The 24550-nt window shown below is 62.8% G+C and carries 22 protein-coding genes, 1 tRNA gene and 1 pseudogene (1 of these 24 cut by a window edge); 6 read left to right on the top strand and 18 right to left on the bottom strand.

Annotated features, from left to right (window positions below):
* The 6 genes from BDB13_RS06610 to cspE form a co-directional block, all read right to left on the bottom strand.
* On the bottom strand, positions 1 to 366 hold the 5' portion of the coding sequence (locus BDB13_RS06610) for an RDD family protein (protein ID WP_094270942.1). Its footprint begins 246 nt before the window's first position; the window shows 366 of its 612 coding nt (coding positions 1–366); its start codon is at positions 364 to 366; its stop codon lies off the left edge, out of view.
* Between the two features lie 122 nt (positions 367 to 488).
* Positions 489 to 561: transfer RNA gene (locus tag BDB13_RS06605), tRNA-Thr, on the bottom strand.
* A 30-nt stretch (positions 562 to 591) separates the two neighbouring features.
* Complete coding sequence (locus BDB13_RS06600; RefSeq protein WP_094270941.1) at positions 592 to 1821, bottom strand: DNA polymerase III subunit delta'; 1230 nt, start codon at positions 1819 to 1821, stop codon at positions 592 to 594.
* Positions 1822 to 1857: 36 nt separating this feature from the next.
* A complete protein-coding gene (gene topA / locus BDB13_RS06595; protein WP_094270940.1) occupies positions 1858 to 4785 on the bottom strand; it encodes a type I DNA topoisomerase in 2928 nt (975 codons plus the stop codon).
* A 168-nt stretch (positions 4786 to 4953) separates the two neighbouring features.
* A complete protein-coding gene (locus BDB13_RS06590) occupies positions 4954 to 5538 on the bottom strand; it encodes a hypothetical protein (RefSeq protein WP_169632425.1) in 585 nt (194 codons plus the stop codon).
* A 188-nt stretch (positions 5539 to 5726) separates the two neighbouring features.
* On the bottom strand, positions 5727 to 5930 hold the full coding sequence (cspE, locus tag BDB13_RS06585; protein ID WP_003946117.1) for a transcription antiterminator/RNA stability regulator CspE: 204 nt from the start codon (positions 5928 to 5930) through the stop codon (positions 5727 to 5729).
* 459 nt (positions 5931 to 6389) lie between these two features.
* Here cspE and BDB13_RS06580 point away from each other — a divergent pair, with 459 nt between their 5' ends.
* On the top strand, positions 6390 to 8678 hold the full coding sequence (locus tag BDB13_RS06580) for a DEAD/DEAH box helicase (RefSeq protein ID WP_094274721.1): 2289 nt from the start codon (positions 6390 to 6392) through the stop codon (positions 8676 to 8678).
* 4 nt (positions 8679 to 8682) lie between these two features.
* Here the strand turns inward: BDB13_RS06580 and BDB13_RS06575 are convergent, their stop codons facing one another.
* The 7 genes and pseudogenes from BDB13_RS06575 to ssd form a co-directional block, all read right to left on the bottom strand.
* The gene (locus BDB13_RS06575) at positions 8683 to 9033 is read right to left on the bottom strand and encodes an Rv3654c family TadE-like protein (protein ID WP_094270938.1); all 351 of its coding nucleotides are present in this window, start codon (positions 9031 to 9033) and stop codon (positions 8683 to 8685) included.
* Positions 9030 to 9386 (bottom strand): TadE family type IV pilus minor pilin, encoded by a 357-nt coding sequence (locus BDB13_RS06570; protein ID WP_094270937.1) that lies wholly within the window; start codon positions 9384 to 9386, stop codon positions 9030 to 9032. Before BDB13_RS06570 ends, BDB13_RS06575 begins: the two co-directional genes overlap by 4 nt.
* A pseudogene (locus BDB13_RS32830) lies at positions 9386 to 9493 on the bottom strand (DUF4244 domain-containing protein); the annotation flags it as partial. The pseudogene BDB13_RS32830 and the gene BDB13_RS06570, both read right to left, overlap by 1 nt.
* A gap of 33 nt (positions 9494 to 9526) precedes the next feature.
* Complete coding sequence (locus BDB13_RS32825) at positions 9527 to 10114, bottom strand: type II secretion system F family protein (RefSeq protein WP_094270936.1); 588 nt, start codon at positions 10112 to 10114, stop codon at positions 9527 to 9529.
* Entirely contained in the window at positions 10111 to 10899 is a 789-nt protein-coding gene (locus BDB13_RS06555) for a type II secretion system F family protein (protein ID WP_094270935.1), read from the bottom strand. Before BDB13_RS06555 ends, BDB13_RS32825 begins: the two co-directional genes overlap by 4 nt.
* Positions 10896 to 12080 (bottom strand): TadA family conjugal transfer-associated ATPase, encoded by a 1185-nt coding sequence (locus BDB13_RS06550; protein WP_094270934.1) that lies wholly within the window; start codon positions 12078 to 12080, stop codon positions 10896 to 10898. The genes BDB13_RS06555 and BDB13_RS06550 overlap by 4 nt, the downstream gene beginning before the upstream one ends.
* Positions 12077 to 13177, bottom strand: a complete 1101-nt coding sequence (gene ssd / locus BDB13_RS06545) for a septum site-determining protein Ssd (RefSeq protein ID WP_254922732.1) — start codon at positions 13175 to 13177, stop codon at positions 12077 to 12079. The genes BDB13_RS06550 and ssd overlap by 4 nt, the downstream gene beginning before the upstream one ends.
* Before the next feature lie 331 nt (positions 13178 to 13508).
* Between ssd and BDB13_RS06540 the strand changes: the two genes are divergently transcribed.
* Positions 13509 to 14327 carry an HAD-IB family hydrolase gene (locus BDB13_RS06540; RefSeq protein WP_094270933.1) on the top strand — a complete coding sequence of 273 codons (819 nt, stop codon included), beginning with the start codon at positions 13509 to 13511 and terminating at the stop codon, positions 14325 to 14327.
* A 387-nt stretch (positions 14328 to 14714) separates the two neighbouring features.
* Here BDB13_RS06540 and BDB13_RS06535 read toward each other — a convergent pair whose 3' ends face one another.
* The gene (locus tag BDB13_RS06535; protein ID WP_094270932.1) at positions 14715 to 15467 is read right to left on the bottom strand and encodes an oxidoreductase; all 753 of its coding nucleotides are present in this window, start codon (positions 15465 to 15467) and stop codon (positions 14715 to 14717) included.
* A 202-nt stretch (positions 15468 to 15669) separates the two neighbouring features.
* Between BDB13_RS06535 and acs the strand changes: the two genes are divergently transcribed.
* Positions 15670 to 17601 carry an acetate--CoA ligase gene (gene acs / locus BDB13_RS06530; protein ID WP_094270931.1) on the top strand — a complete coding sequence of 644 codons (1932 nt, stop codon included), beginning with the start codon at positions 15670 to 15672 and terminating at the stop codon, positions 17599 to 17601.
* A gap of 59 nt (positions 17602 to 17660) precedes the next feature.
* Here the strand turns inward: acs and BDB13_RS06525 are convergent, their stop codons facing one another.
* Positions 17661 to 19061 carry an MFS transporter gene (locus tag BDB13_RS06525; RefSeq protein ID WP_094270930.1) on the bottom strand — a complete coding sequence of 467 codons (1401 nt, stop codon included), beginning with the start codon at positions 19059 to 19061 and terminating at the stop codon, positions 17661 to 17663.
* A gap of 240 nt (positions 19062 to 19301) precedes the next feature.
* On the opposite strand from BDB13_RS06525, the gene nhaA reads away from it, so the two are divergent.
* Genes nhaA through BDB13_RS06510 form a run of 3 tightly spaced genes read left to right on the top strand, consistent with a single transcriptional unit; the run spans position 19302 to position 21989 of the window.
* Complete coding sequence (nhaA, locus tag BDB13_RS06520; RefSeq protein ID WP_176459702.1) at positions 19302 to 20540, top strand: Na+/H+ antiporter NhaA; 1239 nt, start codon at positions 19302 to 19304, stop codon at positions 20538 to 20540.
* Entirely contained in the window at positions 20537 to 21046 is a 510-nt protein-coding gene (locus BDB13_RS06515; protein WP_094270928.1) for a phage holin family protein, read from the top strand. The genes nhaA and BDB13_RS06515 overlap by 4 nt, the downstream gene beginning before the upstream one ends.
* A 10-nt stretch (positions 21047 to 21056) precedes the next feature.
* Positions 21057 to 21989, top strand: coding sequence for an alpha/beta fold hydrolase (locus BDB13_RS06510; protein WP_094270927.1), 933 nt, complete (start codon positions 21057 to 21059; stop codon positions 21987 to 21989).
* A gap of 3 nt (positions 21990 to 21992) precedes the next feature.
* On the opposite strand, the gene BDB13_RS06505 is transcribed toward BDB13_RS06510, so the two are convergent.
* The 3 genes from BDB13_RS06505 to BDB13_RS06495 are packed head-to-tail and all read right to left on the bottom strand — an operon-like array spanning position 21993 to position 24549.
* Entirely contained in the window at positions 21993 to 23183 is a 1191-nt protein-coding gene (locus BDB13_RS06505) for a MarP family serine protease (protein WP_094270926.1), read from the bottom strand.
* Positions 23180 to 23899 (bottom strand): NUDIX hydrolase, encoded by a 720-nt coding sequence (locus BDB13_RS06500; protein WP_094270925.1) that lies wholly within the window; start codon positions 23897 to 23899, stop codon positions 23180 to 23182. The genes BDB13_RS06505 and BDB13_RS06500 overlap by 4 nt, the downstream gene beginning before the upstream one ends.
* Positions 23896 to 24549: a TlpA family protein disulfide reductase gene (locus tag BDB13_RS06495; protein WP_094270924.1), complete on the bottom strand. Its 654-nt coding sequence runs from the start codon at positions 24547 to 24549 to the stop codon at positions 23896 to 23898. Before BDB13_RS06495 ends, BDB13_RS06500 begins: the two co-directional genes overlap by 4 nt.
* Position 24550: the final 1 nt, after the last annotated feature.

The following is a 24550-nucleotide window of genomic DNA, read 5'->3' as shown; positions in this document are numbered from 1 at the left end:
TTCGATCAACAGAATTGCCAGGCCGCCGACAACCATGACCGCGATTCCGGCACCGTTCACGCCGTCGATGTTGCTCGATTCATACGTGTCATACGTGCCGTAGGTTTCGTAGGTAGAGACTTCGGCGCCGGAGAACGCAATCACCGCACCGACGATCATCAAGATCAGGCCAGGCAGCGGCACGATGAAATTGTCGAGTAAATACGCCCAGACTCTCGAGATCCACGACGCGTATGGATAAGCAGGCTGCGGCGGCAGGTACCCCTGCGGCGACATCGGCGGCATCTGTCCGTACTGCGGCGGCTGGTTCGGCGGCACCTGTCCGTACTGCGGCGGCTGGCACGATCCCCAATTCTGCTCCGACATCGCGGTCTCTCCCCTGCTCAGGCGCGCATGCGCAAGATCAGGATAAACCGGTCGTCGAGTTTGTGTACGTACAAACGGCAAGAGCCCCACACCCAAGATTGCGGGTGTGGGGCTCTTGACCGAGCTGCCTGAGAGAATCGAACTCTCGACCTTTTCATTACGAGTGAAATGCTCTACCGACTGAGCTAAGGCAGCGTGCCTTTCGGCGAGGGCGAGTCTAACTGGTCAACCCCCAGAACGCGAAAACGGGGGTCGGAAAGCCTCCCCGATGCGCGCAACCATCGCGTCGAGAGCCCATTGCAACTTGACGTTGAAATCGACAGCCTCACGGCAAGCCAGCACCGCTTCGATGCACGTCAACAGCCCTTCGGGCGAAGTGCGAGCAGCCAGTTGGGCGGCTTCCGTCGTCTTATCCGGATGTGTGGCCGTCGACGACGATCCCAGCGAATAGGACAACGCGTCCCGGTACATACCGGCAAGGTCGATCAGCGTCCGGTCGAGAAGGTCACGACGCCCTCTCGTATCGCGAGATTTCTGTCGATCCTCGAGTTCTTTGATCAATCCGGCGGATCCGCGGATGGCACCGGCGGTGCCCTTACCCGTACCTCCGGCACCGAGCGAGACCTTCAGTTCTTCGAGCTCTTGTTCCTTGAGATCGGCATAGAGCGCCTTGGTTTCCGATTCGATCGACTTGACCAATGCCTCGGCCGCTTTGTACGCCGTAGATGCGGAAGCAGCATCGAATGCAAGTCGCAATGACCGTGATCGTTCATCGCGGGCACCGTCATCGGTAGCCAAACGCCGTGCTCGACCGACATGTCCACCGCTGATCGACGCGGCAAACGCCGCCTGTTCGGGAGAAAGCCCGTCGCGCTCGACCAATACCTGCGCAATCGACTCGACAGAAGGAGTCACCAATGGCATATGCCTACATCTCGACCGCAGTGTGACCGACATGTCCTCGGGATCGGTCGTGGGCGCACACAGCAGGATGACGGTGCGGTCCGGCGGCTCTTCGACAACCTTCAGAAGCGCATTTGCAGCACCCTCGGTCAACCGATCAGCATCTTCCACCACAATGATCTGCCAGCGTCCGGTAGTCGGCCGGCGAGACGCGATGTTGACAATCTTGCGCATTTCTTTGACCGGGATGCTCAAGCCGACAGGAACGATCCGTCGTACGTCACCGTGAGTTCCGGCCATCGTCGTCGTACACGCATGGCACTCGCCGCATCCTGGTGCGCCATCTGACGTGCATTGCAAGGCTGCGGCGAAGCAGAGCGCCGCAACGGAACGCCCGGACCCTGGCGGGCCCGTGAACAGCCACGCATGGCTCATATCGGAACCGGTGGAATCGCCCCTGGCGGCCAGCGCGGCGGCTCGCAAACTCTGCTCGACGTCGTGCTGGCCTACCAGCCGGCCGAACACACCGCGCTCGGCCACCTCAATACTCATGCAAAAACCCTAACCGCCGGTACCGACGAGCCCGGCTCAATCCTTCTTCGCCGGGGCCTTCTTTGCAGCGGCCTTCTTGGCCGGAGCCTTCTTTGCAGCCGTCTTCTTGGCGGCGGCCTTCTTGGCCGGAGCCTTCTTGGCAGCAGCCTTCTTCTTCACCGGTCCGCGGGCACGACGGTCAGCCAGCAATTCAGACGCGCGAGCATCCGAAATCGACTCGACCTCGTCGTCCTTACGCAAGCTGGCATTGGTCTCGCCGTCGGTGACGTACGGACCGAAGCGACCGTCCTTGATCACCATCGGCTTCTCACTCACCGGGTCGACGCCCAGCTCACGCAGCGGCGGAGTAGCCGACGCCTGACGTCCACGACGCTTCGGCTCGGCGTAGATCTTGAGCGCCTCGTCGAGCGTCACCGTGAACATCTGCTCCTCGTCCGCAAGCGAACGAGAATCGGTGCCCTTTTTCAGATACGGACCGTAGCGGCCGTTCTGCGCGGTGATCTCTTCCTTGGACTCCGGGTCGACACCGACAACGCGCGGCAACGAGAGGAGTCGCAATGCGTCTTCGAGCGTGATGGTGGCCAGGTCCATCGACTTGAGCAACGAACCGGTGCGCGGCTTGGGACCGGCAACCTTCTTGGCAGCCTTCTTCGCGGGAGCCTTCTTGGCTGCGGCCTTCTTCACCGCAGTCTTCGTGCTGCCCGCACTGATCTCTTCAGGCTCAAGCACCGGAACGATGTCCGGTTCCGGTTCGGCCGGCGGCTCAGGCAACAATTCCGTGACGTAAGGGCCGAAGCGGCCCTCCTTCGCGACGATTTCGTGGCCGGTCAGTGGGTCGACACCGAGCTTGCGACCCTCTTGAGGCGTCGAGAACAGCTTTTCCGCGAACTCGGGAGTGAGCTCGTCCGGCGGCAGATCATCAGGAAGATTGGCCCGTTGCGAGATCAGATCGCCTTCGGGATCGTCCGGATTTTGGACCATACGCTCGAGGTACGGACCGAAACGTCCGACGCGGACGTGAACATCACGGCCTTCGGCGTCGTCGAACAAACGAATGGAGTTGACCTCGCGGGCGTCGATCTCCTCGAGATTGACACCGACCATCTTCTTCAAGCCACCCTCGCGGGCCACCGAACCTTCGGCGCCGGTCTCGCCGCCGAAGTAGAAGCTGCTCAGCCAGTTGCCGCGCTGCTCTCGTCCACCGGCGATGGCGTCGAGGTCGTCTTCCATGCCGGCGGTGAAGTCGAAGTCGACCAGACGGCCGAAGTGCGCTTCGAGCAACCCGATGACCGCAAAGGCGACCCAGGCGGGGACCAACGCACTGCCACGCTTGTAGACGTAACCACGGTCGAGGATTGTCTTGATGATCGACGAGTACGTCGACGGGCGACCGATGCCGAGTTCTTCGAGCGTCTTGATGAGGCTGGCTTCGGTGTATCGCGCCGGCGGGTTGGTGCTGTGACCATCCGGATCGAGCTTCGTTGCCGTGACTTCCTGGCCCTTGACCAGCACCGGAAGTCGGGATTCTGCGTCGTCGGACTGTCCGCCGGCCTCTTCGTCGACACTCTCGACGTAAGCCTTGAGGAAGCCCGCGAACACGATGGTGCGACCGGACGCGGAGAACGTGCAGTCCTCACCCGTGCCTGCTGTACCCGAGATCCGCAACGTCAGCGTTGTTCCGCGAGCGTCGGCCATCTGCGAAGCAACAGTGCGCTGCCAGATGAGTTCGTAAAGCTTGAACTCGTCGGTATCGAGCTTCGAATGCAACTGCCCGGGAGTCTGGAAAACGTCACCGGCGGGACGGATCGCCTCGTGCGCTTCCTGCGCGTTCTTGACCTTGCGGGTGTACTGCCGTGGCGTCGGGTGGACGTACTCCGGGCCGTACAGTTCTGCGGCCTGCGTACGAGCAGCAGTGATCGCAGACTCCGACAGCGTCGTCGAGTCGGTACGCATGTAGGTGATGTAGCCGTTTTCGTACAACCGCTGCGCGATACGCATGGCCCGCTCGGACGTGAAGCGAAGCTTGCGGCCGGCCTCCTGCTGGAGCGTCGACGTCATGAACGGCGGGTACGGCTTGCGGGTGTAGGGCTTGTCCTCAGCGGAGGAAACCGTGAGGTCAACGCCCTGCAGTCCTTCTGCGAGACGACGCGCAGCGGCCTCGTCCAACACGGTGACGGCACTGCCCTTGAGTTTTCCGTCGGGTCCGAAATCGCGACCCGAAGCGACGCGCGAACCGTCGACAGTGACAAGACGAGCACCGAAACTGCGCGGGCTGGCCTCGGCGCCGGCATCGAGAGTGGCAGAGATATCCCAGTACGAAGCCGACTTGAACGCCATGCGCTCACGCTCACGCTGAACGATGACACGGGTTGCCACGGACTGAACGCGACCAGCCGAAAGCTTCGGCATGACCTTCTTCCAGAGAACCGGGCTGACCTCGTAACCGTAAAGACGGTCGAGGATACGGCGGGTTTCCTGGGCGTCGACGAGGTCGGTGTCCAACTCGCGGGTGTCTTCGGCGGCGGCACGAATTGCCGGCTCGGTGATCTCGTGGAAGACCATTCGACGAACCGGAATCTTGGGTTTCAGGGTCTCGAGAAGATGCCAGGCAATTGCCTCGCCCTCGCGGTCAGGGTCAGTTGCGAGGAATAGCTCGTCGGCGTCCTTCAAGAGCGCCTTGAGCTCGGCGACCTTGCCCTTCTTCTCCGGGCTCACGACATAGAGCGGCTCGAAATCGTTGTCGACGTTGACGCCGAGGCGGGCCCAGGACTCGCCCTTGTACTTGGCCGGAACATCCGCTGCACCGCGCGGCAGGTCACGAATATGACCGACCGATGCCTCTACGACGTAATCTTTACCGAGGTAGGGAGCGATTTTGCGCGCCTTGGTCGGTGACTCGACGATCACGAGGCGACGAGGGTTACCGGACGCTCCCTGACCGCTGCCGTTGTCCGCTTTAGCCACCTGCTGCCCGAACCTTCCTTTGGACGATCACTGCCGTCGGCAATGACGATCTACTGCCGTCGGCAGTACTGAGAACTAGACGTCTGGAGCAATTTATACCCCGTGCCGCCCTTTACAGAGTGACATACCCACAACACATTCGTGCAGATCAGTACAGTATGGGAACGATCAGACATGTGGCCAAGCTGACTCGACGTCCACGTGACGGGGTGCCTCCCCGAGGTATTCGACGAGCTTTGTCAGTCGCTTCTTCCCGGAAACTCGAAGCCCCGGACCCGGTGTCCGATTACCCAATTGAGTGGGTGCGATACCCACCCGCATCAATGCCTGCGCCAACGGCGCATGGGTGTTGGTGGCATGCGGGTCGAGGCCGAAGACGAAGCGGTCACCGTCCTCTTCCAGACGACCGGCGGCTACGGCCCAGACCCGGAGTTGGCGCGAGTTCGGGACCCAACCAGCCGGAACAGACTTCACGGCGCCTTTGGTCCACTGCACGGACAGCGGCAGCAATGCCGGCGTCGACTGCGTCCGCACCAGCGGGCTGCCTTCTTCGCTGCGCGTCACCTCCGCGCCGAGCCCGCATTGCGCGATTAATTCCGCGACAGCCTGCGCTCGCCAGTCTCGATCCACGACGATGGAGATCCGGGCACGATCCTCGGTGGTCACTACCTGACCGGGTCCGGCCAGCATGCCAGCGAGGTCGGTCACGGCCGGAGGAATCGACTCGGCGGAGAAAAAGGACAGTTGGCTCACAGAGTGCAACGTAGGGCACGAAGACCGCTGCGGCATAGACGGCCACTCAGCGGGCGAGTTGAAGAATCAACTTCCGACCGCCGGCAATAACACGAAAAGGAACGTCCCCCCACCGCTACGCAACTTGCGTCGCAACGATGGGGGACGATCCTGCCCAAAACTATTCACCCGAAGTACGAGCGGAAGAATCAGACTGCGCGAACTCCGGTCGCCTGGGGTCCCTTGGTTCCCTGGCCGACCTCGAACTCCACACGCTGGTTCTCCTCGAGGGTGCGGAAACCGTTGCCCTGAATCTCGGAGTAATGAACGAAGACGTCTGCGGAACCGTCTTCGGGAGCGATGAAGCCGAAGCCCTTTTCAGCGTTGAACCACTTCACAGTGCCCTGTGCCATGCTTTTCCTTCTCTTTCTAACACCGGATTCGGTGAACTGCCCTTATCAATTCACCGGGCCGGTTCCGACCGCCGTACTTTTGTTTCCCCCAGGCTTGAATCCTCGTAGGAAAGGCAAGACACCGCGCTCGCAACAACGATCCTGCGAGCGTGCACTTTCTCAAGCCAACGAACACAGAAGCTGCGACCGGTTGTCAGTCAACCATGTTCTGCGCGTACAGAACAGTCGAAATAGGTTAAAAATTTGCTACGAGAAAAACCGTCTGCCGGCGGCAATCCCGGAGGTCGCAGTCACCACCCCACGCCGACACGATTCAGAACCGATGCGTATCATCAAAACTGCAGGTAACGGCAGCTTCGCACTGCCGGGACACCCCGAACGCCGATCCCGGAGAGTCACGTGAACGCAGCCTCCCCAATTCCTGATCCCGGCGGGACCCCTGGCGAAACCTACGGACAGATGCTTCTCGGCCGCGTCGTAGCGGGTGTTACCGGAAACGAAGATCCGTTGACCTTCACGGCGCAGCTACCCGCTCGCCGTGCACAGTTCGCCGAATGGCCGGAGTGGTTGCACCCCAGCGTCGTACGTACGTTGCGCGAGCACAGCGTGACCGCCCCCTGGACTCATCAGTCCGAAGCTGCAAATCTTGCCCATCAAGGGAAACACGTCGTCGTCGCCACTGGAACAGCGTCGGGCAAGTCACTGGCATACCAACTTCCGGTTCTGACTGCGATGGCGTCGGACCCGCTCGCTACTGCGCTGTATCTCTCCCCCACCAAAGCGCTCGGCAGCGACCAACTGCGAGCAGTGCTGTCCCTCACCGACTTCGACGCCGAACTACGGGGAACCAACCCGAGCGCGTACGACGGGGACACCTCGACGGAACTTCGCACCTGGGCGCGTGAGAACTCACGATGGGTGTTCACCAATCCCGATATGCTGCATATTTCACTGCTCCGTACCCACCAACGATGGGCACACTTCTTCCGCAATCTGAAATACGTGATTGTCGACGAATGCCACTCCTACCGTGGCGTCTTCGGATCCAATGTCGCCCTCATTCTGCGCCGACTGCGACGCATCGCCGCCCGGTACGGAGCCGAACCCACCTTCATCCTGGCCAGTGCTACCACCGCCGACCCCGGCGTAGCCGCCTCCCGGCTGATCGGCGCTCACTGCACCGAAGTCACGGACGACGGGTCACCCCACGGACCACGCACCGTCGCGCTCTGGGAACCGCCACTCGTACCGGCACTCACCGGAGAGAACGGCAGCCCGGTACGTCGTCCTGCCGGCGCCGAAGCAGCCCGGATCATGGCCGACCTGATGATCGAAGGCGCTCGAACTCTCACCTTCGTCCGTTCGCGGCGCGGCGCCGAACTGACCGCCCTGGCGACCAAACGTCTACTCGCCGAGGTCGACACCGATCTGGCCGAACGCGTCGCACCGTACCGAGCCGGATACCTCGCGGAGGATCGTCGAGAACTGGAAGCAGCTCTCGCGGACGGCACGCTGCTGGGAGCCGCGACCACCAACGCCCTCGAACTCGGCGTCGACATCGCCGGTCTCGACGCCGTTGTCGTAGCCGGCTTTCCGGGAACCGTGGCGTCGTTCTGGCAGCAAGCAGGCCGGTCCGGCAGACGAGGCGAAGGATCATTGGTCGTATTGATCGCCCGCGACGATCCACTCGACACATATCTCGTCCACCACCCCGCCGCGATTCTCGAGAAACCGGTCGAGGCTACCGTCACAGATCCCGGAAATCCCTACGTTCTCGGACCTCAACTTCTCTGCGCTGCAATGGAACTCCCACTATCCGAAGCCGAGGTCGAGGCGTTCGGGGCACTCGAGGTCCTGACCGCACTCGCCGAGCAGGGCAAGATCAGACAACGCAAACACGGCTGGTTCGTCACTGCGGATTCCAACCCGCACGGCTCCCTCGACATTCGCGGCGGCATCGGCACCCAAGTAGCCATCGTCGACGGCCAATCCGGCCGAATGCTCGGAACCGTCGACGCCGGACGCGCGCCCGCCACCGTTCATCCGGGTGCAGTGCACATCCACCAAGGTGAGTCGTACGTTGTCGACGAACTGGACTTGGAAGTCGGCCTGGCCCTCGTCCATGCGGAGAACCCCGACTGGACCACCTCAGCGCGCGAAACCACCGAAATCACCGTCACCGAACAGCTCGAGCACAAGAATTACGGCGACATCGCCGTATCGCTCGTACGGGTCGAGGTCACGCATCAAGTTGTCGGCTACCTGCGCCGCCTGAACTCCGGCGAAGTCCTCGACTCGATCGAACTCGACATGCCGGAACATACTTTGCAGACTCGGGCCGTGATGTACACGATCACCCCCGAATTACTCGAGTCCGTCGGTGTTGCACCGGAGCGGTTCCCGGGATCACTCCACGCCGCAGAACATGCCGCGATCGGTCTCCTGCCGCTGGTCGCGATCTGCGATCGAGGAGATATCGGCGGAGTCTCGACTGCGGTACACGCCGACACCGGTCTGCCCACCGTCTTCGTCTACGACGGCCATGCCGGCGGCGCAGGATTCGCAGATCGCGGGCACAGTGAGCTCTCCCGCTGGCTCACCGCCACCCGCGACGCGATCACCTCGTGCGAGTGCTCCCACGGCTGCCCGTCGTGCGTCTACTCACCCAAGTGCGGCAACGGAAACGACCCACTCGACAAAGACGGTGCCATACGAGTTCTGACGGCGGTCCTCGACACCATCAACTGAGCACCTACCCGGACGGCCCGGCCCGAGCGGATGCCTCGGCGTCGCCGATACCGAAGGCCGACAACAACACCGGCGCCCGCACCCGGACAACAACATCCCACTCCTCGATCACACATTCCGCGAGGACAGTCCGCATCCGCACGGCAACTTCAGTGGCCTTCTCACACCCGGCGCCGGCGCCACGATCGAGCGCTCCGGCACCGGCCAATGCCGAAAGGTCTGCCGAAGACTGGGCACTATGACGGGCGACAACTGCCGAACCGACATGCAGGAACCCGCCCGTAGCCACCACGATTCCCGCCAGCGCAATGCACGAAAAGACTGTTGCAACACCGTCGTCGGACCGGATATTCATCCGCTCACCCCTGGTTCGACCGACGCCACCGCCTCCGCTGAAATATTCACCATGGGTAGCAACGCACTGTCCGCGCTCACCACCGCCACGGCAAATCCGTCGACGATCTGCACCGAAATTCGCGCGTCGGAAGGACCGATACGACGCGCCGTGGTGATCGCATTGTCGCGATCACCACGCGCAGTCAGTCTTGCCGCCTCACGAGCAGCATCCACGCACCGAACTTGCATCGACACTGCCAATACCGCTCCGATGCACAGCACCACCACAGCGATGATCGAGGCGAGACCGATCGCAGCCTCGACTGTGACCGCGCCGTCGTCGGATCGGCGAATACTTCTCGTGGACAACATCACACAGCTGTCTTGAGCGCTTTGTCGATGATCCCGGTAAGTGCAGTGACAATCGAATCACCAGTGACCACTGAATAAAGAACCGCACCGAACGCGGCAGCCGCGACAGCTGTTCTGCCGCGGAAGAATTGCGCGCTGCGTCAGATCAATCCGTCGCCGAGCACCGAAGTTGCCAATCCGATCACGACCGGCACTATTCCGAGGCAGAGAAACGCAGGCAGAAAGCACAGCCCGAGCGGACCGCTGATCAGCACACCGGCGCGTTCCGCTGATGCCGCGGCCGCATCCTCCGCCTCGCCTCTGCTTCGATCTGCGAGTTCGGTCATCGCGACGGAGAGTGACGTACCGGAACGCGAAGACCTGCGGGCCAACCGCGCCAGCGATTCCGTGCTGGGATCGAGAGCTGCCTCGCTCCAGGCCACATCCGGATCTGCACCCAAAGCCAAAAGGTCTGCCACCCGGCGGAGCGTGCCTGCCATCGGGTTCGGGGCCGTAACAGCAACCGCGGCAACAGCCTCCGCGACCGGAAGCCCTCCGCGCAGACAGGCGGCCAGCAGATCGAAACTTGCCGCCACGGCGAGAGGATCAATGTTGTCGACGTGCGTCTCCGGGCCGGGAAGGACATCCTCGGCCCCACGAAATATCTCCGTAGTCCGGGACAAAGATGTGCGCGCATTCGGAACAACGAGGAGCGAGCAGCCGACCATCAGGACCGCCTGCCACATCATGAGCTGACCTTCGCGGTGATCTTGTCGGTCCACAGCAGACCCAGGGAAACAAACACGGTTCCCGCGACGAGCATCATCCCGCCGACGCCTCCCCCGAAGAGCACAGTCAACGGGGAGGCACCCATCAGTTCACCCAATCCGATACCGAGAAGCGGAAGCCCCGCAAGGACGGATGCGGTGGCTCTCGCGCCGGCCAAGCCAGACTCGGTGCGCTGACGAAAGCGTTTGCGACCCAACATATCCGTCCGAACAGCGTCAAGCAGATCGGCGAGAGCCAACCCGTGGTCTTCGGCCACCGACCATACTGATCCGACTCGCGCCAACTCACGCTCGACCAGCGATCCGACAACTCCGAACGCGTCAGCAGCGGTGCCGCCCAATCGAGCCCGGGCAGAACCCCGTCGAAACACTTCCCCGACCTCACCCGCACACTCCTCACCGGCAACGGCACACGCCGAAGCGGGATGCGCACCAATCCGCAACTCCGCGATCAGGATCTCCAAGCCGGCAAGCAGGACAACCAGTTCCGAGTCTCTCGACCGGGTTACTTTCTTCTGCCGACCACGAATCATGGTCGTTCCGCAGATCACCACGACGGCCACTACCGCCGAGTATCCGCCGAACATCCAACTCAGGAAGATCACCAGAAACGCCGCCGGCAACAACCACGGCACTTTCCGGGATGCACCGGTATCCCGATCAACCAGAGCGGCAAGCCTTGTACGCGAATCCGCCACCGGCGCAACCATTACGGACAACGCACACAGCAACAACGTGACGCTCATCGAACGAGGCTCTCTCGATCGCGAAGGCGCAACAGCCGCTCGAGTTGATCGCGGCCCGGACCCACCGTCGGCCAGGCCTCGTTGATGCGTACGAAACCGTCGGCGCCACGCTCGATTACGCCGATCTGTTCGAGTCGCCTGGATCCGTCAGCACTGCGATGAACATGCAAGATCACCTGGACTGCTGCTGCAAGCTGACTGTGCAACGCATTTCGGTCCATCCCACCCAAAGCTGCCAGTGCCTCCAGCCTGGCCGGCACCTCCTCCGGAGAGTTGGCATGGATGGTTCCGGCGCCGCCGTCATGACCCGTATTCAAGGCTGTCAGAAGGTCGATGACCTCGGCTCCACGAACTTCTCCGACCACTATGCGGTCAGGGCGCATCCGCAGCGCCTGACGTACGAGATCGCGTACCGTCACCTCCCCGACACCCTCCACATTCGGCGCACGTGCAACTAACCGAACGACATGGGGATGCGGCGGAGCCAACTCTGCGGCGTCCTCGACACAGATGATCCGCTCTCGGGGATCGACGGCACCCAGGACCGCCGACAGCAATGTAGTTTTTCCGGCACCGGTGCCACCGATCACGAGAAACGCCAAGCGGCACGCAATGATTCGATCGAGCAACGTTCTGGCCCCCGGTTCGATCGCGCCGCGTTCGCACAGTGCGTCGAGTCCCTGCGTCGCCGGCCGAAGCACGCGCAAGGACAAGCAGGTTCCGCCCTGCGCAACCGGTGCGAGAACAGCGTGCAACCGAACACCGAAGTGACCGTCACCCACACCGTGCAGCCGACCGTCGACCCACGGCTGCGCGTCGTCGAGTCGTCTACCCGCCGACAAAGCCAACCGCTGCGCGAGGCGTCGTACCGCGGCCTCGTCGGCAAATCTCACCGTGGTTCGCTCCAACCCGACGCCTCGATCCACCCACACCTCGTCCGGCGCGGTCACCAGAACATCGGCGACACCGGGTTCGTGCAAAAGCGATTCGAGCGGGCCAGCGCCGGTCAGTTCGGTCTGGAGGATTCGCAGCACCTCCAACAAGTCGGTATCACCCAGCACCCCTGAGGATTCGGCGCGAACAGCGTCGGCCACCGTAGCCGCTGTCGGCTCCAGGCTTGTCGACGCCGTCAATCGTTCACGGACTCGCTCGAGCAGGTCCGCCGTGACCAGGCCGCTCATGCTGCAGTGCCCCAGATGCGTGCCCCTGAAGTAATCGCGTCCAGAACGGCGCCGGAACCGACACTCAAAGGACAATGACGTGTCAATTCCAACCCGCCACGCTCGAGCATCGACGCAAGTGATCGATGCCCACGCATGACCGCGATCAACGGCAAACCGAGCATGTTCGCAACATCGACCCCGCGGAGACCTCCCGGAGCCGGACCGCGCACCAGCAGCCCGATATTCGAATTATGTTCCGCCGCCCACACCCCCACCTTCTCGGCCGCGACACACGACGCCACCGTGGCCGGGACGACCATCACCACGAAGTCCGATGCTTCGAGAACCGCTTCGACCACCGGGCTTCGATCGCGCGGAACGTCGCACACAACCACGCCGCCCGACCGTCGTCCGGCGTCGAGCACCGCCGCCACAGCCGTGACCGAAGGACCGCAAACTTCCCGCCTGCTGCACGCGAGTACCCGCAGATCCTTTCCCAACGCGGGAAGTGCATCGCGAAGCGCTTCCGGCGACAACCGTCCACCCTCGACCGTCAACGCCGACCAACGCAACCCCGGAACAGAATCGATACCGAGCAAGACGTCCGCGCCGCTGCCGAGTGCGTCGACGTCGACAAGCAATGTCGGTGTGTGACGAGCAGCAGACGTCAAGGCAATCGCGGCGGCACTCACGGAAGCCCCTGCTCCACCACAACCGCCGACAACGGCCACGACTGTGCCGTCGCCGCGGCTTGCGGAATGCTCGGCCAGCACGGCGACCAACGCATTCTCGTCGGCGGGCAACGTGAACACGGACTGCGCCCCGATGGAGGTGGCGTACTTCCACTCGTCGATCGTGGGTTCCCCCTCGTTGACGATGAATACACGCGAACGTCTGGGGTTGCGACTCGAACAAGCTCTGGCACTCGCCGCGTCGAGAACTACGGCCGACGCTCGATTCCATTGCTGCCGCGAGACCGGATGCATCGCCTCGTCCACTGCCTGATCAATCGCGGCAGCGACGCGTCGCACACTGGCGAGAATCATCGGATCGTCGACCATCACCAAGACATCCGCGCCGGTCTGCCCTGTGCCTGCTGCTGCCATCGAGTTCATGGGCAAGAGCCTGTTCTCGATCGCCCGGAAACGACAGACACCCGAAGAAGTCTGTGGACAACTCGCGGTCTGTGGATAACTCACGCGACTGGGCCGGCGACTGCCCCCAGAAAAAGCGAACGACCCCCGTCTGGGGGGAGGCGGGGGCCGTTCATCAGTTCAGCCCCGGGGGGTTGGGCTGAACTCGTCCGAACGAATCGAACTGCGCTAACCCTACACCGCGGCAATCCTAAAAATGCAAGCCTGAGCAGCACTGATTCACAAATTTCGCCACAGAATCCCACGCTTTCGAGGCACATACGAACCGTCTGTCGGACTATCCTCGGTAGCTGTGACCGACAAGCTTGCGAATGGACTGACAACCGGGCGGACTGCCGCTTTCTTCGACCTCGACAAGACCGTCATCGCCAAATCCAGCACGCTGGCTTTCAGCAAACCGTTCTTCGCTCAGGGACTGATCAACCGACGCTCCGTCCTCAAGAGCAGTTACGCCCAATTTCTGTTTCTACTCTCCGGTGCCGATCACGATCAGATGGAACGGATGCGCGAACATCTCACCGCGATGTGCGCCGGGTGGGATGTGGAGCAGGTGAAATCGATCGTCGCCGAAACTCTGCACGACATCGTGGATCCACTCGTCTATGCCGAGGCTGCCGATCTGATCGCCGACCACAAGTTGAGAGGGCACGACGTCATCGTGGTGTCCGCTTCCGGAGAGGAAATCGTGGCTCCGATCGCCCGGGCGCTGGGGGCAACTCACTCTGTGGCGACGGCTATGAAGGAAACTGACGGGCACTACACGGGCGAGGTCGAGTTCTACTGCTACGGCCCCGGCAAGGTGGAAGCGATGGAACGACTCGCAGACCGGTACGGCTACGACCTCAGTTCCAGTTACGCCTACTCCGACTCCGTAACCGACTTGCCGATGCTCGAAGCTGTCGGGCATCCTACGGCAGTCAACCCGGACCGCGCACTTCGTAAGGCAGCGGCCGGAAACGGTTGGCCCATACTAACTTTCTCGAATCCGGTCTCCCTCCGGGCACGGTTGTCGGCGCAGTCGAACACTACGGTCGCAACTACGGCGGCAGTCGGCATCGGGGCCTTGACCGCCGGGGTTGTGACGTTTGCACTGTTGCGTCGAAAACGCTGAAATCCGAAGCCCACAAACAAAAATTGCCACTTGCTGTGAGCGGCGACACAGAGTACAAAGGAGTTACGGAAGAACGGAAGGCCAGGAACGGCTCGGAAGAGAAGGGCCGTTTCCCCAACTGAAATTCCCAGCACGGGCACTAGGGCACCCACGCGGAGCACAAGCCACTATAAGGGCAGAAGCGTTGTGGGCCTGCGAGATTCGTTCAGTTTGAGCGAGGACTCCGCACAGGTTGCGGAGACAAACTCAGAAGGGCGATCCCTCGCCGAGGCCACCCACACAACCCACCGAGCACGCTTGGTAACGAGCAGTCCGTGCTAACGGGCGGCGAAGTCGATTTATCGGCAGCGCCGCCCGTTTTGTGCGTGTACCTAGTTTGTGGTGGAGCTAGCCTGCGGCAGCAGCATCAGCAATCGACGCGGCTTCGCGAGCGCCGGCTTCGAGAGCACCACAGCACAGAATCACCCAACTGCCGACGCCCTCGGCCCGACCGGAGGCAAACCCCGCAGCACCATCCGCATACGCCTGCGGCCTACGCAACCAACTGACCTCCGGGACACCGAGGTTGTGCGGATCCAACCCGGACGACACGGCAACCAGACGAGACGCCGCCCGCGCCACAATTCCGTCGGCAGTGCCGAACGGACTCAATGCCAGAAGTTCACCGTGAACAACAGCAGCCAGAACCGGCGCCGGCGCCGACGTACCACCGGTGACGAGTTGAGCCAGGGCGTCGAGGCGTTCCCCAACTCCACGATCCGATCGAGGCCTACCGAGTTCGTCGGAATCCTCCACCAGATCCGCGGCCGCCAGCAGATGCAACCGCGCCAACGCCTGCAACGGCGCCCGCTTCCACGTCGCTTCCATCAACGGAAGGCTGTCTCCGTCGAGCGCCTGGGCGACCCGCAACGCGCCGGCAAGAATCGGATCTCCCGCCAGACCCTCGGCCGGCAACACTGTTGATCCGCCAGCCAAGGAGGCCGAGGCCCGGGCGGCGCGAACTGCGGCCTCCGCAGCAGTCGTCGGCCAACCCCGCCTGTTTGTTTTGTGCCGATGCACTTCACCGAGCGCGTCGCGCGCGTGATCAGCGGCGGCAAGAACGCCGGGGAGATCTACGAGGGGCTGCAAGGGATCAGTCACGATCAACGACGGTACCCGTCAGGTGCACCCGAAAAGTAGCCGCCCGCTTGTCGCCGTCGGCAACCACCCGTCGCATCGATTCGACCGATTGTCGCAGGACAAGCAGTTGCAACGTGATGCAACGGTGCGATTGACAGCTCTTGTGACTACCCTCACACGGAGCGATGTACTACCGATCCGAAGCGAAAGAAGGCCGTCAATCATGACCAGTGCAGCCGAAACAGACGTCCCGCAGGCGTACCCGCCCAGCGCAGAATTTGCCGCGGCCGCCAACGCCGGACCGGAACTCCAGGCTGCCGCCGACACCGACCGCCTCGGCTTCTGGGCCGACCAAGCCGAACGTCTGCACTGGCACGAAAAATGGACCGACGTCCTCGACTGGACCGACGCACCCGTAGCCAAATGGTTTGTCGGCGGCAAACTCAACGTCGCCTACAACTGCGTCGACCGCCACGTCCTCGCCGGCAACGGCGACCGCGTCGCAATCCACTTCGAAGGCGAACCCGGCGACAGCCGCGACCTCACCTACAACGACCTGCTCGCCGAAGTCAGCCGCGCCGCAAACACATTCACCGACCTCGGACTCGTCGCCGGTGACCGCGTTGCCATCTACATGCCGATGATCCCCGAAGCGATAGTCACGATGCTCGCCTGCGCCCGCCTCGGACTGACCCACTCCGTCGTCTTCGCCGGATTCTCCGCCACCGCCCTACGCTCACGCATCGACGACGCACAAGCCAAACTCGTCGTCACCGTCGACGGCCAATGGCGCCGCGGATCTGCAGCCCCCATCAAGGAAGCCGTCGACGAATCCGTCGACGGCGCGCAATCCGTCCAAAACGTGTTGGTAGTCAACAGGACCGGCATCGACGTCGCCTGGACGCAAGGCCGCGACCTGTGGTGGCACGAAACCGTCGCTACAGCTTCCCCCGAACACGAAGCTCAGCCGTTCGACGCCGAGCATCCCCTGTTCATCCTCTACACCTCCGGCACCACCGGTAAGCCCAAGGGCATCATCCACACCTCCGGCGGCTACCTCACCCAGGCGTCGTACACCCACCACAACGTCTTCGATCACAAAGCCGGACAAGACGTTTACTGGTGCACCGCCGACATCGGCTGGGTCACCGGACACTCCTACATCGTCTACGGCCCACTCTCGAACGGCGTCACCCAGGTCGTCTACGAAGGCACCCCGAACTCCCCGAACGAGCACCGCCACTTCGAGATCATCGAAAAGTACGACGTCTCCATCTACTACACCGCCCCCACCCTCGTGCGCACATTCATGAAGTGGGGGCGCGAGATTCCCGACGCCCACGACCTGACCTCGATCCGCCTCCTCGGCTCCGTCGGCGAACCCATCAACCCCGAAGCGTGGCGCTGGTTCCGCGACGTCATCGGCGGCGGCAAGGCGCCCATCGTCGACACCTGGTGGCAGACCGAAACCGGCGCGATCATGATCTCGCCGCTGCCCGGAATCACCGCCACCAAGCCCGGATCCGCGATGGCACCACTACCGGGTATCTCCGCGAAAATCGTCGACGACGACGCAAAGATCCTCGGCGCCGGCGGAAACGGCTACCTCGTGCTCGACCAGCCGTGGCCGGCGATGCTGCGCGGCATCTGGGGCGACATGGAACGCTTCAAGGACACCTACTGGGCCCGCTACGCCGAAGAAGGCTGGTACTTCGCCGGTGACGGCGCCAAGTACGACGACGACGGCGACCTCTGGGTTCTCGGCCGCGTCGACGACGTCATGAACGTCTCCGGCCACCGCATCTCCACCTCCGAGGTGGAATCGGCACTGGTCAACCATCACGGTGTGGCCGAAGCCGCCGTCGTCGGAGCAGCCGACGAGACCACCGGCCAAGGCATCGTCGCCTACGTGATCCTGCGCGAGGGCGTCGAAAACACCGGAGAAATCCTGATCGCGGAACTCAAAGCACAGGTGTCCAAGGACATCAGCCCCATCGCCAAGCCCCGTCAGATCACCATCGTGCCCGAGCTCCCGAAAACCCGCTCCGGCAAGATCATGCGTCGACTCCTGCGCGATATCGCGGAAGGCCGCGACCTCGGAGACACCTCAACGCTGGTGGATCCCAAGGTATTCGACGCAATTCGCGGAAAGTAGGGCCTGCGGCCCTGTGCGCCTTTTTGGTAGTGGGCACTACCAAAAGGGCGCACGGGGGGCTATGCCCCTACATCGTCGAGCGACTCGTCCTTCGTCTCACGCATGACGAGCAGCGCGACAAACGTCAGGGCCGCGGCAACCAGCAGGTAGATTCCGACCCAGCCGACGCCGTAGTGGTCGACCAGATAGACCGCGATGAACGGTGCAACTGCCGCACCGAGGATGCTTGCGGTGTTGTAGGCGATACCCGAGCCCGTGTACCGGACGTTGGTCGGGAACAGTTCCGGGAGAACAGCACTCATCGGCCCGAAGGTCAGACCCATCAGGATCATGCCGACGATCAGGAAAGCCAGCATCCGGCCGTCGCTCATGCCGTCGGACTGCAGGAAAAGGCCGAACGTGAGACCGAATACCATCAACATGCCCGTGATGACCAGCAGCGTGATGCGTCGGCCGTAGCGGTCAGCCAGCCAACCCGATACCGGCACTGCGGCAGCGAAGAAGACCACTGCGATCAGCTGCAGCACAAGGAAATCGGTGTATTTGAAGCCCGCTCCGACGCCGCCTTCGGCGGGAGTCTTCGCGATTCCGTAGCTGAGCACCCACGTGGTCATGAGGTAGAACAGCGTGTAGGTGGCGAGCATGACGAAGGTACCGATGATCAGCTGACGCCAGCTGGTCTTGAATACCTCGGCGAGTGGTGTCTTGACCTTCTCGCCGCGCTCGACTGCGCGCGCGAACACCGGAGTTTCCTCGAGACGAAGCCGCACGTACAGGCCGATCATCACCATGATTGCGCTGAGCAGGAAGGGAATTCGCCAGCCCCACGAGAGAAATGCTCCGTCGAGGTCCGGATTCGCGCTGTCGTGGTTCATCATCAGCGAGATCGCCAGGAACAGACCGTTCGCAAGGAAGAAACCGATGGGCGCGCCCAACTGTGGCCACATGGCCGCCCAGGCCCGCTTGCCTTCCTTTGCCGTCTCGGTTGCAAGCAACGCTGCACCGGACCACTCACCGCCGAGGCCGAGTCCCTGACAGAAACGCATCAGCGCAAGAAGCGCCGGTGCGAGCAAACCCACTTGCGCATAGGTCGGGAGCACACCGATGAGGAACGTCGCGACACCCATCGTCAGGAGCGAGCCGACCAATGTCGCCTTGCGGCCCACCCGGTCACCGAAGTGACCGAAGAGGATCGAACCGAGCGGACGCGCTACGAACGCGAGACCGAACGTCGCCAGCGACGCCAGGAGCGCGGTGGTGTCGTTGCCTTTGGGGAAGAAGAGATGCGGGAACACCGAGACCGCAGCCGTCGCATAGATGTAGAAATCGTAGAACTCGATCGACGTGCCGATCGTGCTGGCGACGATGATTCGACTGCGAGGCACACCGCCGACTGTGTCAACGCCGGTTGTGTCACCACCGTCAGGCGTCGGCGGGTTCTTACTCAGTGACGTACTCACTCGGGGTGCTCCTGCAGCTCTACAACGGTTGTCCAATTGGTGGGATGAATCCCAATCCGTAGGAATTCAACACGGGCGTCATTTCGTACGCAAATTCGGTTCCGAGCCCGATCCGCGATAAAATCTCGTAAAAGGTGAGCCGGGAAGTCTGGTCGGCACGTGATTTTTCGCGTCCATATGTCCGCAGCGTCCGTATGTCTGCACACCGAACAAAGGTCGTATCCTCGCGTGATCTCCACTATGCGGTCAGAGTTGTCCCGCTACCTCCGCACCGAAACAGTGGGCGGGTCCATCCTCCTGGTCGCCGCTGCCATCGCTCTGATCTGGGTCAACTCGCCCTGGGGTGACAGTTACCTCGCATTGCGCGACTTCCAGATCGGGCCGTCGGCGCTCCACCTCGACCTCAGTCTCGGCACCTGGGCACAGGATGGTCTGCTTGCCGTCTTCTTCTTCGTGGCCGGCCTCGAACTCAAGCGCGAACTGGTCGTCGGGGAACTCGCTGACCGCAAAGCCGCCATGCTTCCGATCATCGCCGCGTGTGGCGGAGTTCTCGTTCCCGCGATCATCGCGGCGTCGATCGGCTGGGGTACCCCGGGCATGGAAAAGGCGTGGGCCATCCCGGTTGCCACGGATATTGCTTTTGCCCTCGGAATCCTGGCCTTGACCGGTTCCCGCATTCCGACCAGCGCGCGGGTATTCCTGCTCAGCCTTGCCGTAGTCGACGATCTCCTGGCCATCATCCTGATCGCCGTACTGTTCACCGCGTCGATCGCGATGCTGTGGTTGCTTACCGCTGTGGCGGCACTTGCCGTCTATGCCTACGCCCAGCACAAACGCATCACAACACCGTTCCTCTATATTCCGCTAGCTCTTCTGGCCTGGTATTCGATGCACGAGGCCGGTATCCATGCCACGCTCGCCGGCGTCGCACTCGGCCTACTCACGCGGGTTCGTCGTGACCCGGACGAGGAGTATGCGCCCGGGACCCGGCTGGAACATCGCATCCAACCGTTCTCGGCAGGGTTCTGTGTTCCCGTGTTCGCACTGTTCGCGTCCGGCGTTCCCATCAACGGCGCGGTGCTGGGCGACATCTTCACCGAACCCTTCGGGCAGGCTGTTGTTGTCGGCCTCCTTGTCGGAAAGACCGTCGGAATCTTCGGAATTTCCCTGCTCGCGATCAAATTGGGTATAGCCACAAAACCCAAGACGCTGGAACTGCGGGACATGTTTGCCCTCTCAGTTCTCGGCGGCATCGGGTTCACCGTTAGCCTGCTTGTAGCAGACCTCGCACTGGACGGGGTCGGCGATGGCAGTGAGGCCGAAATAGCAAAGGCCGCAGTTCTCGTGACATCGTTGTTGGCGTCGCTGATCGGATCAGCGCTGCTGTGGCGACGTGGGCGGTTTCATGCGGCCCGAGACGAAGAGTCCGCTGCCATCGCTACGGACGCTAGAGAACTACCTGGAGAGGTCGACAAGTGAGCTTGACCAACGGAGAGAGCCAGCGCTTCAACGGAGACGGAGTGCCGAACACGGTGTCCTCGATTCCACTGACCGATGTGGACGCCCGCACACCGAGCGAAGCCAGCATCGGCGCCCTTGTCAGGGATGCGACAGCTCAGGTCTCGACATTGGTGCGTGCAGAAGTCGAGCTCGCCAAGGCCGAGGTCACCGGCGAGGTCAAGAAGGGCCTGCAGGGCAGTGTCTTCTTCATCCTGGCATTCACGGTTCTGCTGTTCAGTTCCTTCTTCTTCTTTTTCTTCCTGGCAGAGCTGCTCAGCCAGTGGCTCGATCGTTGGGCTGCGTTCTTGATCGTGTTCCTGATCATGGTGCTGACCACCGCGCTGCTCGCGCTGCTGGGCTACATGCGCGTCCGGAAACTCCGGGCTCCGGAGAAGACGATCGAATCGCTCAAGGCCGCCAAGAGCGTCTTTCCCGGTAGCCACGACGACGTCAAGCCGTCGGTCGAATTCAACGCACGTAGGTAACGAAACCGCTGTGTCAGCCCCAGATCCATCCACCGTCAGATTCGACGGCCCCTGGATTCACCGGGATATTCACGCCAACGGCATCCGGTTCCACGTCGTCGAAGTCGGCGACGCCGATCCGGATGCCCCCTTGGTGGTGCTCCTACACGGATTCGCCGACTTCTGGTGGTCCTGGCGCCATCAACTGACTGCGCTGTCGGCGCAGGGCTTCCGAGTGGTTGCCTTGGATCTGCGTGGGTACGGCGACTCCGACAAACCACCCCGCGGCTACGACGGCTGGACGCTGGCCGGGGATGTCGCGGGGCTTATCCGGGCGATGGGATACGGCAAGGCCACGCTGATCGGTCACGCCGACGGCGGACTGGTGTGCTGGGCGACCGCCATCCTGCATCCACGGTTGGTGCGCTCGATCGCGTTGATCTCCTCACCGCACCCCCTCGCACTCAAACAAGCCGTCATCCGCGACCGGTACCAGCGCAAAGCACTCGTACCGTCGTTCCTGACCCATCAGATTCCGTTCCGGCCGGAGAGGCGCCTGACTGCCGACAACGGTGCCGAGGTGGAGCGTCTGGTGCGTGCACGCTCGGGTCCGGCATGGCCGGAGCAAGCGGAATTCGACGACGTCGTCACCAAATTACGTTCCGCGATTCGGATTCCCGGCGTCGCGCATTCAACGCTGGAATATCAGCGTTGGGCCTTCCGCAGCCAACTCCGCCACGAGGGTCGCAGATTCATGCGACTGATGGATCAGGTGCTCCGCATTCCGATTCTGCAGATTCACGGCGACCTGGATCCGTACGTGCTGACACGCACTGTTCGACGCAACAAGCGTTGGGCGCCGGAGGAACAGCTTCACACAATCCCGGGAGTCGGCCATTACGCCCACTGGGAAGCCCCTCAGCGAGTCAACGACGCACTGAGGGACTTCCTTACCGCCGACTAGCTCCTAGAGAATGCAGGCGCCCGTAGGGACGGGCGTCGACGCACCGGCGGCCATCCCCAGTTGACGCGACACCTCGTTCGCGGTGAGGACAAAGCCGGTGTCACTGTCGTCGATAGCAGCACCGAACACGACACCCAGCACTTCACCTTGGTCGTTGACCATGGGTCCACCGGAATTGCCCTGCCGGATCGATCCGCGAACGGTGTACACCTCACGCTTGGTGGTGCCGGCCTTGTAGATATCCGGTCCGTTCAGGTTCAGGACCTCACGTACTCGCGCTGCGCTGGCCGTGTAGGGACCGCCGCCCGGGTAACCGAGCACCAGGGCGTTGTCCCCGGTCTGCGCGGGCTTCGAGGCGAACGGCAGAACCGGTACCTCGAGTCCGGGCACCGCCAGGATGGCGATGTCGACGGAGGAATCGAAGAGCACGACCTTTGCCGGCAACGGACCGGTCAGGGTGTCGACGGTGATGCTTTCGGTACCGGCAACAACGTGGGCGTTGGTCATGACGCGCTCCGGCGCCACGACGAACCCGGATCCTTCGAGCGCGCGCTGACAACTCGGCGCAACACCGTTGATGCGCAGAACGCTCGGCCGCAACTGCGCGGCCAGCGGGCTGGCCAGAACACTGGCGTCGGGTGGTTCCACATCGGTGATGGGGGTGCGTCCGAACGGGCCGATCACGTCGGGCAGTCCTGACGTGTCGAGCAGGGCCGAGAACTCTGTCGGGATCTGTCGGAGCCACTGCGGCGCGAGGTCGTCGACACCGGCCAGGACGTTCGAACCGCGCACGGCGGCCGCCACGCTCGGCTGCGACGACGATGTCAACGGGATGGCCAGAAGCCACGCCGCGACCACTACGGCAACCGCTTGCAACCCGGCGCCGATCACGCTGTCGACTGATCGCGCGACCGGACTGTGCATGCCACTTCGCGCAGCTCGGCCCAGCACCATTCCCGATACTTCACCGATTATCACCAACACCACGATCAACGAAATGCCGGCCAGAATGCGCAGCTTGCCCTCGCTGACATGCACCAGGACGTGCGGCGCCAGGAGGATGCCGGCAACAGCACCCAGGATCACTCCGACAAACGCCAACGCCGACGCCACCGCTCCCTGACGCCATCCCGACGTGGCCGCGATGAGCGCCACCAGCACGATGGCAAGGTCTACCCACCGCGAACCTGTCATCGGGGCACCGCCGAATCTTCGATGTCTTCGCCGATTTCTGCGAGTGCCGTATCCAGATCCCTCACGTCGTCGGTATCCCACGGAATTTCCCAACCGGACACCGCGAACAGTGCGGCCAGGATGCCCGCGGTGAAACCCCAGACGAGCATGCCGTCGGCCAGGAACGCCGGGCCTTGATACCCGGCCTGATGGCGAACCTGGAAGCGGTTGTCAGGATCGAGGAGCGTGCGCAGCGGCACCCGCGCTACCCGGCCGACCTCACCGGAGTCCTGAATGCCCACAGGCATCGGGCTCTCCCAGTAGGCGATCACCGGAGTCACATCGAACCCGGACGGTGGAATGAAGATTTCGGGCAACACCGTCAGCGGGAGAACTCCGCTCGGATCGACGCCGGTTTCTTCCTGCGCCTCACGCAGGGCAGTGCCGACGGGACCGTCGTCACCCGGATCAGCGGCGCCGCCGGGAAACGCGACCTGGCCACTGTGCTGACGCATCGTCGACGCACGTTGAGTGAGCAGTACGTCGGCTCCCTCAGGCAACCCGCCGAGGCACAGTGGATCAGCCTCGCGAGGTCCACCGAAGAGAACCAGCACCGCCGCGGGACGTGTGTGGGCGCCTCGGGGTGCATGCCGGTTCAGTACGGGATTGAGACGGTGTGGATCGGTGGGTTCGGTGCTGGAAACTGCACGCAACCATTCGGGCACCTGTGCGTTCATACGACAACTCCCAAGTACTGCGCCGTTGCGGCAGCGATTTCATCCGCACTGCGGAACGGTTGGGGCAACACCTTTGCGACGGTTCCGTCGGGGCGGATAAGTACCGAGACCGGTAGAACGGGGGGCGCACCGAGTGCGATCCGCACCTTCCCGTCGCCGTCCTGAACACCGGGCAGTCGAACGGAGTAGTCGATGAGTCGTGTCAATGCGTTCTCCTGATTCGAATCGGAATGCACCGTCAACACATTGACACTCTGCCCTGCACGATCCGCAAATTCCTGGAGGTGAGGCAGTTCTTCTGCGCATGGCGCGCACCAGTACGCCCAGAGGTTCACGAGCGTGGGTTTTCCGGCCACCGCGGCCGCGAGATCGACCGAACTGCCGTCGGCGATGCAGTCGAGGGTGATTCCGGTGAGCGCCGCTCCGGCCGGAGCGGGGGCAACCGGCGTCGGACAAGCCGCCAACCCGGCTTGCTCTCGAAGTTGGCCGAGCGATTCCGAGGACGGTGTGAACGTGGGCGGACGGTAAGCCGAAGTCGACGAACCACCGGACACGTTCGGGGCGTCATCTACCCCGCGTGGCCAGATCGCGACGACGAGCGCGGCAACCAGGGCAAGCGCAACGAGGGACCACCGAGCAGCACTGGACATC

Origin of the sequence: Rhodococcus sp. OK302, from assembly GCF_002245895.1 — a bacterium.
In the GTDB taxonomy this organism is placed as follows: domain Bacteria; phylum Actinomycetota; class Actinomycetes; order Mycobacteriales; family Mycobacteriaceae; genus Rhodococcus_F.
The sequence above is the reverse complement of the archived record's forward strand: the minus strand, read 5'-3'. Positions and strand labels throughout refer to the sequence as shown.

Bases quoted from the DNA above. Each gene is read 5' to 3' on its own strand.
- BDB13_RS06600 (WP_094270941.1), bottom strand. From the start codon at position 1,821: ATGAGTATTGAGGTGGCCGAGCGCGGTGTGTTCGGCCGGCTGGTAGGC.
- cspE (WP_003946117.1), bottom strand. From the start codon at position 5,930: ATGGCACAGGGCACTGTGAAGTGGTTCAACGCTGAAAAGGGCTTCGGC.
- BDB13_RS06580 (WP_094274721.1), top strand. From the start codon at position 6,390: ATGCTTCTCGGCCGCGTCGTAGCGGGTGTTACCGGAAACGAAGATCCG.
- BDB13_RS06575 (WP_094270938.1), bottom strand. From the start codon at position 9,033: ATGAATATCCGGTCCGACGACGGTGTTGCAACAGTCTTTTCGTGCATT.
- BDB13_RS06570 (WP_094270937.1), bottom strand. From the start codon at position 9,386: ATGTTGTCCACGAGAAGTATTCGCCGATCCGACGACGGCGCGGTCACA.
- BDB13_RS32825 (WP_094270936.1), bottom strand. From the start codon at position 10,114: ATGATGTGGCAGGCGGTCCTGATGGTCGGCTGCTCGCTCCTCGTTGTT.
- BDB13_RS06555 (WP_094270935.1), bottom strand. From the start codon at position 10,899: ATGAGCGTCACGTTGTTGCTGTGTGCGTTGTCCGTAATGGTTGCGCCG.
- BDB13_RS06550 (WP_094270934.1), bottom strand. From the start codon at position 12,080: ATGAGCGGCCTGGTCACGGCGGACCTGCTCGAGCGAGTCCGTGAACGA.
- ssd (WP_254922732.1), bottom strand. From the start codon at position 13,177: ATGAACTCGATGGCAGCAGCAGGCACAGGGCAGACCGGCGCGGATGTC.
- acs (WP_094270931.1), top strand. From the start codon at position 15,670: ATGACCAGTGCAGCCGAAACAGACGTCCCGCAGGCGTACCCGCCCAGC.
- nhaA (WP_176459702.1), top strand. From the start codon at position 19,302: ATGCGGTCAGAGTTGTCCCGCTACCTCCGCACCGAAACAGTGGGCGGG.
- BDB13_RS06505 (WP_094270926.1), bottom strand. From the start codon at position 23,183: ATGACAGGTTCGCGGTGGGTAGACCTTGCCATCGTGCTGGTGGCGCTC.
- BDB13_RS06500 (WP_094270925.1), bottom strand. From the start codon at position 23,899: ATGAACGCACAGGTGCCCGAATGGTTGCGTGCAGTTTCCAGCACCGAA.
- BDB13_RS06495 (WP_094270924.1), bottom strand. From the start codon at position 24,549: ATGTCCAGTGCTGCTCGGTGGTCCCTCGTTGCGCTTGCCCTGGTTGCC.